This is a genomic window from Agrobacterium sp. O3.4 (assembly GCF_041414895.1).
GTDB classification, from domain to species: domain Bacteria; phylum Pseudomonadota; class Alphaproteobacteria; order Rhizobiales; family Rhizobiaceae; genus Agrobacterium; species Agrobacterium cucumeris.
On the sequence record NZ_JALPZP010000001.1, the window covers coordinates 346,178 to 360,959 of the forward strand.

Annotated in this window: 14 protein-coding genes; 7 read left to right on the forward strand and 7 right to left on the reverse strand. The window is 59.8% G+C overall.

Translation table 11 applies throughout. The annotated features are described in order from the left end of the window. Positions 1 to 22: 22 nt before the first annotated feature. Positions 23 to 1,033, reverse strand: a complete 1,011-nt coding sequence (locus M0412_RS01635) for a MoxR family ATPase (protein ID WP_065113889.1) — start codon at positions 1,031 to 1,033, stop codon at positions 23 to 25. Positions 1,034 to 1,208: 175 nt separating this feature from the next. Between M0412_RS01635 and M0412_RS01640 the strand changes: the two genes are divergently transcribed. Genes M0412_RS01640 through M0412_RS01650 form a run of 3 tightly spaced genes read left to right on the forward strand, consistent with a single transcriptional unit; the run spans position 1,209 to position 3,726 of the window. Continuing rightward, the gene (locus M0412_RS01640) at positions 1,209 to 1,838 is read left to right on the forward strand and encodes a DUF1285 domain-containing protein (RefSeq protein ID WP_269702068.1); all 630 of its coding nucleotides are present in this window, start codon (positions 1,209 to 1,211) and stop codon (positions 1,836 to 1,838) included. Continuing rightward, entirely contained in the window at positions 1,835 to 2,473 is a 639-nt protein-coding gene (locus M0412_RS01645) for a CoA pyrophosphatase (RefSeq protein WP_137003848.1), read from the forward strand. Before M0412_RS01640 ends, M0412_RS01645 begins: the two co-directional genes overlap by 4 nt. Next, positions 2,470 to 3,726: a CCA tRNA nucleotidyltransferase gene (locus tag M0412_RS01650; RefSeq protein ID WP_269702071.1), complete on the forward strand. Its 1,257-nt coding sequence runs from the start codon at positions 2,470 to 2,472 to the stop codon at positions 3,724 to 3,726. Before M0412_RS01645 ends, M0412_RS01650 begins: the two co-directional genes overlap by 4 nt. A gap of 26 nt (positions 3,727 to 3,752) precedes the next feature. On the opposite strand, the gene M0412_RS01655 is transcribed toward M0412_RS01650, so the two are convergent. The 3 genes from M0412_RS01655 to hemF form a co-directional block, all read right to left on the reverse strand. Then, positions 3,753 to 3,938 (reverse strand): DUF1059 domain-containing protein, encoded by a 186-nt coding sequence (locus tag M0412_RS01655; protein ID WP_046797940.1) that lies wholly within the window; start codon positions 3,936 to 3,938, stop codon positions 3,753 to 3,755. 133 nt (positions 3,939 to 4,071) lie between these two features. Next, positions 4,072 to 4,341 (reverse strand): hypothetical protein, encoded by a 270-nt coding sequence (locus tag M0412_RS01660; protein ID WP_142840387.1) that lies wholly within the window; start codon positions 4,339 to 4,341, stop codon positions 4,072 to 4,074. Between the two features lie 122 nt (positions 4,342 to 4,463). Beyond that, on the reverse strand, positions 4,464 to 5,375 hold the full coding sequence (hemF, locus tag M0412_RS01665; RefSeq protein WP_142840386.1) for an oxygen-dependent coproporphyrinogen oxidase: 912 nt from the start codon (positions 5,373 to 5,375) through the stop codon (positions 4,464 to 4,466). Between the two features lie 131 nt (positions 5,376 to 5,506). On the opposite strand from hemF, the gene M0412_RS01670 reads away from it, so the two are divergent. After that, a complete protein-coding gene (locus M0412_RS01670; protein WP_142840385.1) occupies positions 5,507 to 5,779 on the forward strand; it encodes a hypothetical protein in 273 nt (90 codons plus the stop codon). A 55-nt stretch (positions 5,780 to 5,834) separates the two neighbouring features. Here M0412_RS01670 and M0412_RS01675 read toward each other — a convergent pair whose 3' ends face one another. Beyond that, positions 5,835 to 7,487, reverse strand: coding sequence for a Na/Pi cotransporter family protein (locus tag M0412_RS01675; protein ID WP_269702076.1), 1,653 nt, complete (start codon positions 7,485 to 7,487; stop codon positions 5,835 to 5,837). Between the two features lie 174 nt (positions 7,488 to 7,661). After that, positions 7,662 to 8,123 carry a tRNA (cytidine(34)-2'-O)-methyltransferase gene (locus tag M0412_RS01680; RefSeq protein ID WP_142840383.1) on the reverse strand — a complete coding sequence of 154 codons (462 nt, stop codon included), beginning with the start codon at positions 8,121 to 8,123 and terminating at the stop codon, positions 7,662 to 7,664. Between the two features lie 235 nt (positions 8,124 to 8,358). On the opposite strand from M0412_RS01680, the gene M0412_RS01685 reads away from it, so the two are divergent. The 3 genes from M0412_RS01685 to M0412_RS01695 all read left to right on the forward strand — a co-directional run bounded on the left by M0412_RS01685 (position 8,359) and on the right by M0412_RS01695 (position 13,661). Beyond that, positions 8,359 to 9,234, forward strand: a complete 876-nt coding sequence (locus M0412_RS01685; protein WP_269702078.1) for a phosphodiesterase — start codon at positions 8,359 to 8,361, stop codon at positions 9,232 to 9,234. Between the two features lie 379 nt (positions 9,235 to 9,613). Next, positions 9,614 to 11,464 (forward strand): ABC transporter ATP-binding protein, encoded by a 1,851-nt coding sequence (locus M0412_RS01690; protein ID WP_142840381.1) that lies wholly within the window; start codon positions 9,614 to 9,616, stop codon positions 11,462 to 11,464. A 328-nt stretch (positions 11,465 to 11,792) separates the two neighbouring features. After that, entirely contained in the window at positions 11,793 to 13,661 is a 1,869-nt protein-coding gene (locus M0412_RS01695) for an ABC transporter ATP-binding protein (protein WP_142840684.1), read from the forward strand. A 9-nt stretch (positions 13,662 to 13,670) separates the two neighbouring features. Here the strand turns inward: M0412_RS01695 and M0412_RS01700 are convergent, their stop codons facing one another. Continuing rightward, positions 13,671 to 14,603, reverse strand: a complete 933-nt coding sequence (locus tag M0412_RS01700; RefSeq protein WP_269702080.1) for an endonuclease/exonuclease/phosphatase family protein — start codon at positions 14,601 to 14,603, stop codon at positions 13,671 to 13,673. Positions 14,604 to 14,782: the final 179 nt, after the last annotated feature.

Here is a 14,782-nt window from a genome sequence, read left to right on the forward strand (position 1 = left end):
CGAAAGGTTAGGCACGCGTCTTTTAATTCTTGGCCTGCTCCACGAGGGCCGCAATCACATCGCGCACCGACATGCCTTCGGCGCGGGCCGCAAAGGTCAGCGCCATGCGGTGTTCCAGCACCGGCTCGGCCAGCGCATGGACATCGTCCAGCGATGGCGCAAGCCGGCCTTCGTAAAGCGCACGGGCACGGGCCGTCAGCATCAGCGACTGACCGGCACGCGGGCCCGGACCCCAGACAACGTGTTTGTCGGTCAATTTGTTGCCATGGCCGGGGCGGGCGGAACGGACGAGCGAAAGGATCGCGTCCACGACCTTGTCGCTGACCGGCATCTGGCGGATGAGGGCCTGGATTTCCATCAGGCGCTCGGCACCGATCACGCCGCGTGCTTCGCCGGAGGCGGTGCCCGTCGTGTCGAGCAGGATCTGGCGTTCGGCGGCAAGCTCGGGATAACCGACATCGACCTGCAGCAGGAAACGGTCGAGCTGGGCTTCCGGCAGCGGATAGGTGCCTTCCTGTTCCAGCGGGTTCTGGGTTGCGAGAACGTGGAACGGCTTTGGCAGCTCATAGGTCTGGCCGGCCATGGTGATGTGATATTCCTGCATGGCCTGCAAAAGTGCGGACTGCGTGCGCGGGCTGGCGCGGTTGATTTCATCGGCCATCAGCAGCTGGCCGAAAATCGGACCCTTGATGAAACGGAAGGACCGGCGGCCGTTCTCGTCCTGATCCATGACTTCGGAACCCAGGATGTCCGAAGGCATCAGGTCCGGCGTGAACTGGATGCGGTTGGCATCCAGACCAAGGACGGTGCCGAGCGTGGTGACGAGCTTTGTCTTGGCAAGGCCGGGAACGCCGACCAGCAGCGCATGGCCGCCGGAGAGGATGGCGAGAAGCGTGTTCTGCACCACTTTTTCCTGGCCGAAAATGACCTTGGAGACCTCCGTGCGGATGGCCGCTATGTCTGAAAGCGCCTTTTCGGCCGAGGCGACGATGGCCTTTTCATCGAGGGTTTCGCCGGTATTCATCACGCCCATGTCGCTCTCCTCATACCTTCGCCGCTGTCGCATTCGCATCCCGGTTTTGCTGGTTGCCAACCGGGGCGGATTTTGCGCTGCATCTAGCTTATTGCTCTCTTGGCCGCTGACAAGCGCCATTCGAATGACTATGTCGTGACTTAGTATTTCCTTATCGGCAAAGCGAGACTCGAATATGGCAGCGGAGACGATAAATTCGGCTGATGATGCGGCGGGGCTTGCGGCGATGATTTCCCGTGCCGCCGAACAGAGCGGTGATGGCAAGCGCGGGCCGGCCCCGGTGGAGCGCTGGAATCCGCCTTTTTGCGGCGATCTCGACATGGAAATCCGTGCTGACGGCACATGGTTCTACCTCGGGACACCCATCGGAAGGGCACCTCTGGTTCGGCTGTTTTCCACGGTTTTGCGCAAGGATGAGGACGGCAGGACCTACCTTGTAACTCCTGTGGAAAAAGTCCGCATCCGGGTGGTGGATGCACCCTTCGTCGCCGTGGAAATGACGGTGACTGCGGCTGGTGCGGATGGCGAATCCCTGCTGACCTTTCGCACCAATGTCGGCGACGTGGTGGAGGCGGGGCCGGAGCATCCGCTGCGCTTTGAAATTTTCGGTGAAAACCGCGAATTGAAACCCTATCTTCTGGTGCGCGGCCGGCTGGAGGCGCTCGTCTCACGGGCCGTGATGTATGATCTCGCGGCACTCGGCGAGGTGATCGACGTGGATGGCGTCGACATGTTTGCGGTGCGCTCGGGCGGGGTGATCTTTCCGGTGATGCCCGCCAAGGAACTGGAACGGCTTTCAGAATGACGATGATGACGACGGGCCTCAAGGCTTTTACCGCCACCGATTTCCGCCGCCGGGTGCTGCAGGAAGGCGAGGGCGTGGCCGAGCGGGAAAATGGCGACCACGTGCTCAATCCGGGCGTGGTGCTGTCTGGCAATGGCATCCGGCTGAAGGATGCCGCAGTGCTGATACCGGTTATCGACGATGGCAACGAGGCGCGGGTGATCTTCACCCAGCGCACCGCAACGCTGCGCCAGCATTCAGGCCAGATTTCCTTTCCGGGCGGCGGCATCGATGCCGAGGACCGCACGCCGGAAGAAGCGGCGCTGCGCGAGACGGAAGAAGAGATCGGTCTTTCGCGTTCTTTCGTGGAGACGGTTGGACGGCTGCCAGATTATATTTCCGGGACGGGTTTTCGCATCAAGCCGGTGCTGTCAGTCGTCCGCCCGGGCTTTGATTTAACGCTTAATCCCACTGAGGTGGATGAGGTTTTCGAGGTGCCGTTGTCCTTCCTGATGGACCCGGCCAATCACGGTCGCGGCAGCCGCATCTTTCAGGGGAAGGAGCGGTTTTTCTACGAAATGCCCTATGGCGAACGCTATATTTGGGGCATTACGGCGGGCATCGTGCGAACGATTTACGAGAGGTTTTATACATGAATAGCCTTGCCGGGCGGGACTGGTTTGAAAAACCGGCGCTGAGGCGCATCTTTACGCTTCTGAATGCCGATGGCGGCGAGGTGCGGATCGTCGGCGGCGCGGTGCGCAATGCGCTGATGGATCTGCCGGTCGTCGATGTCGACATGGCAACGACGCTTACCCCCGATGTGGTTGTTCAGCGAGCGAAAGCGGCCGGTATCAAGGCGGTGCCAACCGGCATCGAGCACGGCACGGTGACGCTGGTGATCGATGGCGAAGGCTTTGAAGTCACGACGTTGCGCCGCGATGTCGAGACCAACGGCCGCCACGCGCAGGTTGCCTTCGGCACTGACTGGCAGACCGATGCCGAGCGGCGGGACCTCACCATCAATGCCCTTTACGCCAACGAAAAGGGCGAGATCATCGATCTCATCGATGGACTGCCCGATGTGGAAACCCGCACGGTGCGCTTCATCGGCGATGCGGCGATGCGGATTGCGGAAGATTACCTTCGTATCCTGCGGTTTTTCCGGTTTTTCGCCCATTATGGCTCAGGTCGGCCCGATGCCGACGGTTTGCGTGCCAGCGCCCGGGCCAAGGACAAGCTTGGGACGCTTTCGGCCGAACGCGTCTGGAGCGAGACGAAAAAACTGCTTTCCGCCCGCGACCCATCCCGCGCCCTTTTGTGGATGCGGCAATCGGGCGTGCTGGCGGAAATTCTGCCCGAAACGGAAAAATGGGGCATCGACGCCATTCACGGCCTGGTGGCGACGGAGCAATCCCTTGGCTGGGCGGTTGACCCGATGCTGCGGCTTGCCGCCATCGTGCCGCCCGACAAGGACAGGTTGGCGGCCCTTGCTGCGCGGCTGAGGCTGTCCAAGGCTGAGGCGGGATATCTCGCCAATTGGGCTTCCGCCCCGGCGATCGACCCGGAAATGAAGGAGACGGCGCTTGACCGGCTGCTTTATCGCCAGGGTGTCGAAGGTGTGAGGACGCGGCTGAAGCTCGCGCTTGCCTCGGCCCGCGCCGACCTTTCGGCGGGAGATGCGGCGATGCAGAAAGTGGCGCGTCTTTCGACGTTGCTGACGAGAGCGGAAAAATTCAAAAAACCGGGATTTCCGTTGAGCGGTGCTGATGTGATGGCCGCCGGCGTCGAGGCTGGCCCGAAGGTTGGCGAGGTGCTGAAAAACCTCGAGGAAAAGTGGATCGACGTCAATTTTTCGCTCGACCGGGCAGCGCTGACCGCCCGGCTTAAAACCATGCTGGAGAATTGAGATCGCAGCGATGACGGCGGTTCGGCTTAAGCCGCATTTGCCTCGTCGCGGATGCGGGCCTTGATATTGTCGATCATGTTTTCGCGGATCGTGGTTTCGCCATGGGCCGAGCGCATATGTTCCACCGTGCGGCGGACAACTTCGGCGTCGTCATCGGCGCGTGTATGCCAGGCACAGCCGGGCACGAGCGTTCCACATTCAAACAGTCTCATTAGTTTTACCTCCCTGTTTCGAGTGAGGGACAGCATTGAAAGGACATGCTGTCCCTCTGCCAAGAAACGAACGGTTGCCGCTTATGTTCCAGAGCGACACCCTTCGACCCTGTTCGGGTCTCTATTCTGGCCCCTATTCCGGCATTGCCCAGCACTGGAAAACAGAGGATGTGCCGGCTGCCGGAATTTTTGTACGAGGCATTTCGTCATTGGCCGCCCGCCGTGCCGTCGTTTGTCCGGCAAGGGTGCGCTTTACCTGTTCGACATAAAAGGAATGCGGCAGTTCACGATCGCCCGTGGCACGCATTTCCGCTGCCAGGCGGTCGATCAGTTCGGGGGTATCGATGGATTGCGGTGCTGCCTCGGGGGCAGCAGAAATAGGCATGCTGTTCGAAGTAATCATGACGATAGCTCCTCCAGTACGTCTGCGGGAGGAGACTATCACTGCCTTGATTTTTCCATAAGTCCTAATTTGCGCTATTTGCGACAAATTGGCTGATGAGCGTCAAATTTGCGTGAGGTTTTTTAAGGCCAGCGCACTACCGGCGGCAGAGACGAGAGGATCGATTCGACATTGCCGCCGGTCTTCAGGCCGAAGATGGTGCCGCGGTCGTAAAGCAGGTTGAATTCCACGTAACGGCCGCGGCGGATAAGCTGCTCGTCGCGATCCTCTTCCGTCCAGTTCTGGTTGAAATTGGCGCGAACGATCTTCGGATAGACCAGATTGAAGGCGCGGCCGACATCCTGCACGAAGGCGAAATTGGCGTCCCAGCCGCCCTTTTCTTCTTCCGGGTGCAGCCAGTCGAAAAATATGCCGCCGATGCCTCGGGCTTCGTTGCGGTGCTTCAGGAAGAAGTAGTCATCGCACCAGCTTTTGTAGCGCGGATAATCGGCGACCGGGTGGCGTTTGCAAGTGATCTCGAAGGCGCGGTGGAACAGCTGGCTGTCCGCGTCCTCCTGCGTCCGTCTGCGGCCCAGCACGGGTGTCAGATCCGCACCGCCGCCGAACCAGTGGCTGGTGGTGACGACCATGCGGGTGTTCATGTGCACGGCCGGGACATTGGGGTTGACCGGATGGGCGATCAGCGAAATGCCCGAGGCCCAGAAGCGAGGGTCTTCTTCCGCACCCGGTATCTGCTGGCGGAATTCCGGCGAGAACTCGCCATAGACGGTGGAGGTGTGCACGCCGACCTTTTCGAAGACGCGGCCTTCCATCATCGACATCTTGCCGCCGCCGCCTTCGCCATTGTCGCGCAGCCAGTCCTTCTGCACGAAGCGGCCGGGCTCCTGATCCGCCAAGGGGCCGGTCAGGTCGTTTTCGAGCGTTTCGAAGGAGGTGACGATGGTGTCGCGCAGATGCTGGAACCACGCCTGGGCAACGGCCTTCTTGTCTTCGATGTCCTCGGGCAAGCCCTTCGGCAAGATTGGCCGTTCCATATCTCTTCTCTCCTGCGGTGAAGTCCGTTCCCTGCCGCGTCTAGCAGGTGTTTGCGCCGCGCACAAATTCGACTCGCCAAGGCGGCGTGCCGACACTATCTTTATCGATGTAGGTGCCAGAGGTGAATATCATGACGAAATTTGCCGGACCGCCCCTCGACGGGCTGAAGCGCAGGATTGCCAATCACCGCAGGGAACGCGAAAGCGCCGGCGGTGAACAGAAACGTGACGGCATGTTCGTGCGCCAGACCTTCTGTCTTGGGCGTGAGGAGGCCCGCGCCAAGGCGCGCGAATGGTTCGACAGCTTTCCCAAGGCCGCCTATTGGACGGAAGTGGAAAGCTGGCGGCAGCTGGAAGGCGATCGCATCGAATTCACCATGCGCAGGCTTCCCTCTGCCGATTGAGTTTCAGAGCGGTTTTGCGTTTCCGGGCGGAAAGCCGGGGACCACTTTTCCTCGCTCAGGCGCGCGGTTCGGCATAACGCAGGCGGCTTTCGATCAGCACGCCGCTTTCATCCAGAATGGGGTGGGCCACCGTTACGATATGAGCGTTGATGCGCTTCAGATCCCGCAGCATGTCGAGATGCAGCGAGCTGGTTTGCATGCTTTCCGCCAAGCCGTCCCGCAGCCGCTCCAGATGGCGGTTTGAAGATTGTTTTTCGAGGCGGCGTATATCCACCTTGCTCTCCATCAGCCGCCGGGCGAGATCGAAATCGCCGGTGACCAGAATGCTTTGAGCGGCCCGCAGGTTCTCGATGGTCATGTCGAACAGGGTCTTCAGCTCCTCATACCCGTCGTCGGAAAATTTGAAGCTGTTCAGCACCTTCTTGCGGATCTGCTCGCAGATGCCTTTTTCGATGATATCGCCGATATGTTCGAGATTGATCGCATAGTCGATGATGGCGATCGAACGGCGCGCTTCTTCGTCGGCAAGCCCCTTGCGCCCCAATTGCGAAAGATAGACCTTCACCTCCTGCTGACGGCGGTCGACCTTCTTTTCGAGCAGGGAAACTTCCTGAAGCGGTGCCAGATCATTGTGCTTGAAGGCGTTTTCGGCGCGGATCAGCATCCGTTCTATGCTGTCGCCGACGCTCAAAACCTCGCGGGTGGCGTTGGCAAGCGCGACGACCGGCATATCAAGCGCCTGCTGGTCGAGGAAATTCGGGCCGTCTTCAGCCTTCGGATCGCCCGGCACGAGTTTCGCCATCAGATCGGATATCAGGCCGGAGAAGGGCCAGGCCACCGCCGCCAGAATGACGTTGAAGATGAGATGCGCATCAACAGGCAATTTGGCCGGCGAAAGCGGCAGTTGCTGCAGATACGTCGCACCGTAAGAGGCGAGCGGCATGGCGATGAGGCAGCCGATCGTGCGCACCATGAGGTTGCCGATGGTGATGCGCCGCGCGGAGGCCGGGCCGGAAAGTGTGGCGATGACCGGCGGAATGGCGCCACCGAGATTGGCGCCGAGAATGAGAACTATGATGAGCCCGGTGGACAGGGTACCGGTGGCGGCCAGCGACAGGATCAGCACCACGACGGCAAGGCTGGAGGAGGAGACGAAGGCCAGCACCGCGGAAAAGATCAGCGCGACGGGCCATGCACCATCCAGCAGGCCGATGAAGACGCCAAGCGCGGGGGAGGCGCGCATCGGTTCGGTGGCCCCGCTCAAAAGATGTAGCGACAGGAGCATGAGGCCGATGCCGATCACTGCCGTTCCGCCGCCCTGTCTGGCATTGGAACTGCCCTTCTTGAGAATGATGCCTGAAAGGATCAAAAGTGGTGACAGCCATTCCACGCCGGCCGCCACAATCCAGGCGGTGACGGCGGTGCCGACATTGGCGCCAAGCAGCACCACCTGCGCCATGCGCGGTTTGATGAGGTCACGTTCGGCGAAGGAGGCGACTGTGAGTGCCGTTGCCGTCGAGCTTTGCAAAGCCACGGTGGCGAAGAAGCCGGAAAAGAAGGAACGCGGGCCGTTCTGGGTGCCTGTGGCCAGCACACTTCTGAGTTTCATGCCGAAGGCGCGAGTGACGCCGTCCTTGACCTGCGCCAAGCCGAAAAGCAGCAGCGCGACCGCGCCGAGAAGGTTGACGATGACAATGGTGGATTGCATTCTACGTCTCCTCACACCCGCCGGCGGATTGTTCCGGCGAGGGTGGTTTTTAATTGCCCGGCTAATCAGTATAGGAGCGTGAACGCGTCCGGTACAGGCCATGTTGCGACAGTTTCGCGATGAAACCGGTCAATTTTCATATTTGCCTGAAAAAATGGCTGCAAAGATGGCAGGTCAGGCCCATTCCGTCTGACGCAGGACCTCGCCGGTGATCATCGCCGCCGACATGGCGACGTTGATGGAGCGTTGTCCGGGCACCATGGGGATGATGATTCGCTCGTCCGCCTTTTCATGCACATGGTCAGGCACGCCGGCACTTTCCCGACCGAAGAGCAGGATATCATCGGTGCGGTAGCTGATATCAGTATAGGGCAGGGCGGCCTTGGTGGAGGCGAGAACAAGGCGGCGGCCGGTGGTTGCACGCCATTCCTCGAAGCGATCCCAGCTGACATGGCGCGTCAGCGCCGCCGCGGCAATATAATCCATGCCCGCCCGTTTCAGATTGCGGTCGGAAATATCGAAGCCGGCCGGCTCGATGATATCGACGCCGAGGCCAAGGCAGGCGGCCAATCGCAGTATGGTGCCGGTATTGCCGGGAATATCGGGCTGATAAAGGGCTATTCTGATTTCAGGCATGGTTTTCTCATGGCGATTGAAGTGCCTGCCCGATTATCACGAGCGGCGGGCGGGCAACAGATGCGGCACAAAAAGTCCCTTTCCGGTGCCGTTGCCGGCCGGATATTCATTCGCGTGACACACAGGGCGGCTACCCATTCACCAGCACATCGTCAGGCCTGCCCGCAATATCGGACATGGCCGTTACGATATCTTTTCGAGCCGGATTTTCTGCACGCAACAACAGGAGGACGCCATGTCCGAACGGGTGAATTTTGTCCATCTGACTGATCTGCATATCGGCAATCCGCAGGTGCAGGATGATGATCTTTATTCCGAGACGTCGGCCACGCTGTCCGCCACGCTTACGCAGATCAAGGCGCTGGTGCCGCCGCCGGAATTCATCGTTGTCAGCGGCGATCTGACCAACCGGGGCGATGCGGGCAGCTATGAAGAACTCAAGCGCCTGATGGCTGAGGCGGAACTGGATGTGCCGGTGCTTTTCGCGCTCGGCAATCATGATCGTCGCGACGGTTTTTATCCCGTGATGCTTGGCCGCCACGAAGATCTGGACGCACCCTACGACCATTCGCAGGTGATTTCGGATATCCATGTCATCGTCATGGATACCAGCGTTCCCGGCAAGGTCGGTGGCGCTTTCGAGCCCGGCCAGATCGAATGGCTCGAGGAAGAACTCGAAAACCATCCCGATCTGCCGAAGCTTCTGGTGATGCACCATGCGCCGGCGCTTGATTTCGACCGTCCCGACGCCGAGTGGGAATCCCTGTCCTTCGACGATACCGAGGCGCTGGACGAAGTGTTGTTTGAACACGACGTCATGGGCATTCTGGCGGGCCATATCCATTATGATCGCATGTCGCACTGGCAGGGTATTCCCGTTGTCGTCGGCATCGGCCAGCATTTCGCGACCGACCCGTTGTGGCTGCATGAGGGTGTGCGCATGCTGTCAGGTGCATCTTTCGCCATCGGCACGGTGCGGGATACCGGTCTGACCGTTATCTTCGCACCGCAGCCCAGCGACCGCCGGGAACTCAAGCGTCATACGCAGGCCGGCATGGTCGAGCTCATTACGGAATATGAGAGCGGGCAGGCGCAGGACGCAGCTGAATAAGACGACACAATCAGGTTAAGTGATGGGCGGAAACCTTTGCGGGTAAATCCGCCCATTTTGCTCGGTTCGACACAATCGGGAGTTTTCTGGCGCATCCAGTATCTTTCCGACTGGTCATTGATTAATTTTTGCGCTACAAGGCCACATCTTCAACACCAGCTAGGGAGGTTCTCATGGATATTTACGTTCGCTTTCGCCTCCCGGCCCCAGTAGTGCCGCTGCTGGCTTAGGTGTTACTCCGCGGTTTGACCGCGTTTCCCATTTCTCGATTCGTCATGTGGCTGTTACGGCCATATCCAAAGACTTTTCCGTTCCGTCGTGAGCCATATTTGCGTTTGCTCACCTTTCGATGGGGCGATTGATTGCCGGAGCTTGGCCTATGTTTGGCTGGTTTGAAAAACGCCTCGATCCTTTTCCCTCTTCGACGCCGGATGTGCCGCCGAAGAAGCTGTTGCCGTTCCTGTGGCATTATGTGAAACCGGCCTGGCCGTGGCTGCTGCTGCTTGGCCTGATGTCCATGGGTATCGCCATTGCCGAAGCCATGCTCTACAAATTCCTCGGCAACATCGTCGACTGGCTTTCCACGGCCGATCGCGCGACGTTTTTCGCCGATGAGGGCTGGCATCTGATCGTCATGGCCGGACTGGTGCTCGTGGTGCTGCCGCTGATGGGCGCTGTCCACACCATGACGATGCATCAGACGCTTGCCGGCAATTTCGGCATGATTGCGCGCTGGAAGATGCACCGTTTCCTGCTGCGCCATTCCATGAACTTTTTCGCCAACGAGTTTGCGGGCCGGGTTTCGACCAAGGTGATGCAGACGGCGCTGGCGATCCGCGAAGTGGCGCTGAAGGTGATCGACGTCTTCGTTTACGCCATCAGCTTCGTCGTCTCGATGCTGTTCATGGTGGCCGCGGCCGACTGGCGGCTGGTCATTCCGCTTCTGGCATGGCTCGGCATCTATATGTGCATTCTTGCCTATTTCGTGCCGAAACTCGGCCGGCTGGCGCAGGAGCAGGCGGATGCGCGCTCGATGATGACGGGGCGGATCGTCGACAGCTACACCAATATCTCGACGATCAAGCTGTTTTCCCATGCGGGCCGCGAGGAGAGATATGCGCGTGAGGGTATGAATGTGTTCCTTGGAACCGTTCACCGCCAGATGCGCAAGATTTCCGGCTTCAACATCCTGATCGACCTCAACAATGCCGTGGTGCTGTTTTCCACGGCGGCGCTTGGTCTTTATTTCTGGATGCAGGGTTCGGTGACGGCCGGTTCGGTCGCCATCGCCATCAGCCTTGCCATGCGCGTTAACGGTATGTCGCAGTGGATCATGTGGGAAGTCACGTCGCTGTTCGAAAATATCGGCACGGTCTATGACGGCATGTCGATGATGACGAAACCGCACGATATCGTCGATGTCGCCAAGGCACCGCAGCTTGCGGCACCACAGGGCGCCATCCGTTATGACAATGTCCGCTTCCACTACGGCAAGAACAAGGGCGTGATCGACGGGCTGACGCTCGACATCAAGCCGGGCGAGAAGGTCGGTCTCGTCGGCCGCTCGGGCGCCGGCAAGACGACGCTGATGAACCTGCTGCTGCGCTTCTATGATCTGGAAGCCGGCAGGATCACCATCGACGGACAGGACATTTCCAAGGTGTCTCAGGACAGCCTGCGCGAGCTGATCGGCGTGGTGACGCAGGATACTTCGCTGCTGCACCGGTCGATCCGTGACAACATCGCCTATGGCCATCCCGAGGCCACCGACGAGCAGGTGATCGCGGCGGCAAAGCGGGCAAACGCCTGGGATTTCATCGAAACGCTGGTGGACATGCATGGTCGCCAGGGTCTCGATGCCCAGGTGGGCGAACGCGGCGTGAAACTGTCAGGCGGCCAGCGCCAGCGTATCGCGATCGCCCGCGTCTTCCTCAAGAATGCACCGATCCTGGTGCTGGATGAGGCGACCTCGGCGCTCGATAGTGAAGTTGAGGCAGCTATCCAGGAGAACCTGTTCTCGCTGATGGAAGGCAAGACGGTGATTGCGATCGCCCACCGCCTTTCGACGCTGACGGAAATGGACCGGCTTATCATCCTCGACAAGGGCCAGATCGTCGAGGCGGGCAGCCATGCGGAGCTGGTGGCGATGGGCGGCATCTATGCCGATCTGTGGCGGCGCCAGTCCGGCGGTTTCATTGCCGACCACGAGGCGGAAGTGGCCGCGGAGTAAGGAAAGAGAAAGGGCGGGAGCGATCCCGCCTTTTTTCAAAGGCCTAGCCTCTCTGTCGTCATTCCGGCCTCGAGCCGGGATCCATCCGGCGCGCGTCTGCGTCGTGAAAGAGTCTCCCGCGATCAAGGACTTGATCCCGCTGGACCCCGAATCTAGTCCGGGGTGACGGCGTGCGGGAGCTGTGGATGTGCGAAATTTCTTCGGCTGCATTTAAGAGCGGGCGGAACATTCCCCGCCCTTTTTCATTGTCAAAATGTTACCGAAATATAATCTCTTCCCAAAGGGTCTGCGGCTGTTCCGGCGACGGGAATCCGCCTATATCCGGATGATGGTCATTACGCGCATCTTCGAGTTCTTCGAGAACTGGATTAGGCCCTTCGCCCGCAAGGACGACCTGCGGCCGCCTGAAAACACATTCGCTTTCATCTGGTTTTACATTTCGCAGGCCAAGGCGCCGTTTTTTGCGATGCTGGTGCTGGGCGGGCTGACGGCGGCCATCGAGGCGGCGCTGTTCTGGTTCGTCGGGCGGCTGGTGGATATTCTCTCGACCGTGAAGCCGGAAGAGGGTTGGGCTGGGTTGCTTTCCGCCCATGGCGGCGAGCTGGTGGGCATGCTGGTGTTGATCGGCGTCGTGCGTTTCATCGTCACGATGATCACGGCACTGGTGGACCAGCAGATCATCACGCCCGGCTTTTACAATCTGGTGCGCTGGCAGTCCTACATGCATGTCGCGCGGCAATCGCTTTCCTTTTTCCAGAATGATTTTTCCGGCCGCATCGTCACCAAGGTCTGGTCGGGCGGTCAGGCGGCGGGCGATCTCGTCACCTCGCTGATGGAAAGCGTCTGGTTCGTCGGTATTTATTCCGTCTCGATGCTGTTTCTGATCGGTGGGCTGGACTGGCGGCTGGCGGTCGTCGTGCTTGTCTGGGTGCTGATCTTTTCGGCGCTGGCGCGTTATTTCGTGCCGCGCATCCGCTATCATTCCAAAGAGACGGCGGAAGCTGCTTCCATGCTTTCCGGCCGCATGGTGGATGCCTATAGCAATATCCAGACGCTGCGGCTGTTCGGGCGCGACGATGCGAATGACCGCTACATGCGGCAGGGTTTCGACATCTTCCAGAATGCCACCATGACCTTCACCCGGTTCATCACCGGCGTGCGTGCGTCCATGGCACTGCTGTCTGGCGTGATGATCACCTCCATGGCAGCGCTGTGCATTGATCTTTGGCTGTCCGGCAGGATCAGTTCCGGCGCGGTGGCCTTCACGCTGGCGCTGGTGCTGCGCCTCAACTTCCTGCTCGGCCGCTTGATGACGCAGTTTAACGGCATCATGCGCAATTTCGGCACGGTGCAGAATGCCGCCGAGTTGATCTCGCAGCCGATCGGCCTCGTTGACGCGCCGGATGCGGCGGTGCTGGAGGTCAAGAAACCGAGCGTTCGCTTCGACAATGTCAGTTTCCATTACGGGCGGGCGAATGGCGTCATCGACAATCTCAATCTGGAGATCCAGGCGGGCGAGAAAGTCGGCATCGTCGGACGCTCCGGCGCGGGCAAGTCCACGCTCGTCAACCTGCTCCTGCGGTTTTATGACGTTGAGAAAGGCCGTATCCTCATCGACGGGCAGGATATTGCCAAAGTGACCCAGGAATCGCTGCGCGCCCATATCGGCATGGTCACGCAGGATACCTCGCTGTTGCACCGCTCCATCCGCGACAACATCATGTTCGGTCGCATGGATGCCACCGAAGCGCAGTTGCGGGAAGCGACGCGCCGGGCCAAGGCGGATGATTTTATCGAGAGGCTGGAAGACCAGCGCGGCCGGACCGGTTTCGACGCCCATGTTGGCGAACGGGGCGTAAAACTCTCCGGCGGCCAGCGGCAGCGCATCGCCATCGCCCGTGTGATGCTGAAGGATGCGCCGATCCTCGTGCTCGACGAGGCGACCTCGGCCCTTGATTCGGAGGTGGAGGCTGCGATCCAGAGCAATCTGGATGAGTTGATGCAGGGCAAAACGGTGCTCGCCATCGCTCACCGGCTATCGACGATCGCGGCGCTGGACCGGCTGATCGTAATGGATCAGGGTCGTATCGTCGAACAGGGCAGCCATTCCGACCTGGTCTCGCAGGGCGGACTTTATTCGGAGCTTTGGGCACGGCAATCGGGTGGTTTTCTCGCTGCTGAGGAAGCGGCCCAATAAAGACGCGCGCTATTTTCCGATCATGAAATCCGCCATCAGTCCGTAATGATTGGAACCCAGACTGTCGGGCAGGCGGGTCGTCTTCATCAGTGTTGCCGGCGCGCGGGCGAAGATGTGGTCTATGGCGATGCCGAAGCGGCCGGCTTCCGTCGGCCAGGTGGCGGGTTCCCAGGTCGCTTTCTTCAGCTCGTTGGCGGAAAGGAAAGCGCGCATGTCGGGGGCGATGCTCGCCGAATTGAAGTCTCCCGCCAGAATGAGCGGCCCGGTGACGCGAAATAGAATTTCGCTGACCTCATCCAGCTCATCGCGGTGATAATCGTCGAAATAGGGTTTGGTGATGTGCCCGGCGGCAAGCGTCAGTTCCGTGCCGTCGACATCGACGCTGGTGATTGCGAAACGGTCGCGGCGCAGATCGCTAAGGCTGTGGAAACGGCCTTCCAGCAACGGTCGCTTCGACAGGATCAAAAGGTCGCAGGTCGGTGTTCCCGAATAACAGCCAAGCCTGTGGGGATAGGTTTGCTGAAGCCGTGGCAGAGCCGATTGCAGCGCCGCCGCTTCGAACAGATAGACCGCATCCGCGCCTGATTCGAGAATGGTGTCGGCAATCGCATCCGCGTTGGCGGCATTGTCCATCAGCACGTTGAAGGACAAAAGCCGGAAGGGCCTCGCATCCGATGGCGGATTGGCGGATGTGGAGAATTCCATCAGCATGGCGATGGCGTGGATGGCAAGCGCCAGCGACCAGACCACGAGCAGGGCGGAAACCGCATCGCGCGTCACCCAAAAGATGAGGCACGACAACAGGATACAGACAATGGCGATGTGAAGCTGGAAACTTGTGACGAAGGCGAGAAGCCAGAAATCCGTCACATAGCGCAGGCTGGCGATGAAAAGAACGGCAGCCACCACGGTGGAGACCATGCAAGCGAGCTTCGCCGTCATCCGAATCCCTGCTTTCCAAGCTCTCCCTGTGCGTCTCGTACCATGGGGCACAGGCGGGCACAATGTTGCCCGCCTGCCAAGGCTCGGGAAAAATGCGAAACAAATCGGCCCCCTCAGGCAGAATTACGGCAGCTTTGTGTGCTTTGCTCTTGCCAAGTCAGTCAATATTTTGCGATCAA

Coding starts and splice junctions, on each gene's coding strand:
- M0412_RS01640 (WP_269702068.1), top strand. CDS start 1,209: ATGGCAGCGGAGACGATAAATTCGGCTGATGATGCGGCGGGGCTTGCG.
- M0412_RS01655 (WP_046797940.1), bottom strand. CDS start 3,938: ATGAGACTGTTTGAATGTGGAACGCTCGTGCCCGGCTGTGCCTGGCAT.
- M0412_RS01660 (WP_142840387.1), bottom strand. CDS start 4,341: ATGATTACTTCGAACAGCATGCCTATTTCTGCTGCCCCCGAGGCAGCA.
- M0412_RS01645 (WP_137003848.1), top strand. CDS start 1,835: ATGACGATGATGACGACGGGCCTCAAGGCTTTTACCGCCACCGATTTC.
- M0412_RS01670 (WP_142840385.1), top strand. CDS start 5,507: ATGACGAAATTTGCCGGACCGCCCCTCGACGGGCTGAAGCGCAGGATT.
- M0412_RS01695 (WP_142840684.1), top strand. CDS start 11,793: ATGGTCATTACGCGCATCTTCGAGTTCTTCGAGAACTGGATTAGGCCC.
- M0412_RS01650 (WP_269702071.1), top strand. CDS start 2,470: ATGAATAGCCTTGCCGGGCGGGACTGGTTTGAAAAACCGGCGCTGAGG.
- M0412_RS01685 (WP_269702078.1), top strand. CDS start 8,359: ATGTCCGAACGGGTGAATTTTGTCCATCTGACTGATCTGCATATCGGC.
- M0412_RS01700 (WP_269702080.1), bottom strand. CDS start 14,603: ATGACGGCGAAGCTCGCTTGCATGGTCTCCACCGTGGTGGCTGCCGTT.
- M0412_RS01680 (WP_142840383.1), bottom strand. CDS start 8,123: ATGCCTGAAATCAGAATAGCCCTTTATCAGCCCGATATTCCCGGCAAT.
- hemF (WP_142840386.1), bottom strand. CDS start 5,375: ATGGAACGGCCAATCTTGCCGAAGGGCTTGCCCGAGGACATCGAAGAC.
- M0412_RS01690 (WP_142840381.1), top strand. CDS start 9,614: ATGTTTGGCTGGTTTGAAAAACGCCTCGATCCTTTTCCCTCTTCGACG.
- M0412_RS01675 (WP_269702076.1), bottom strand. CDS start 7,487: ATGCAATCCACCATTGTCATCGTCAACCTTCTCGGCGCGGTCGCGCTG.
- M0412_RS01635 (WP_065113889.1), bottom strand. CDS start 1,033: ATGGGCGTGATGAATACCGGCGAAACCCTCGATGAAAAGGCCATCGTC.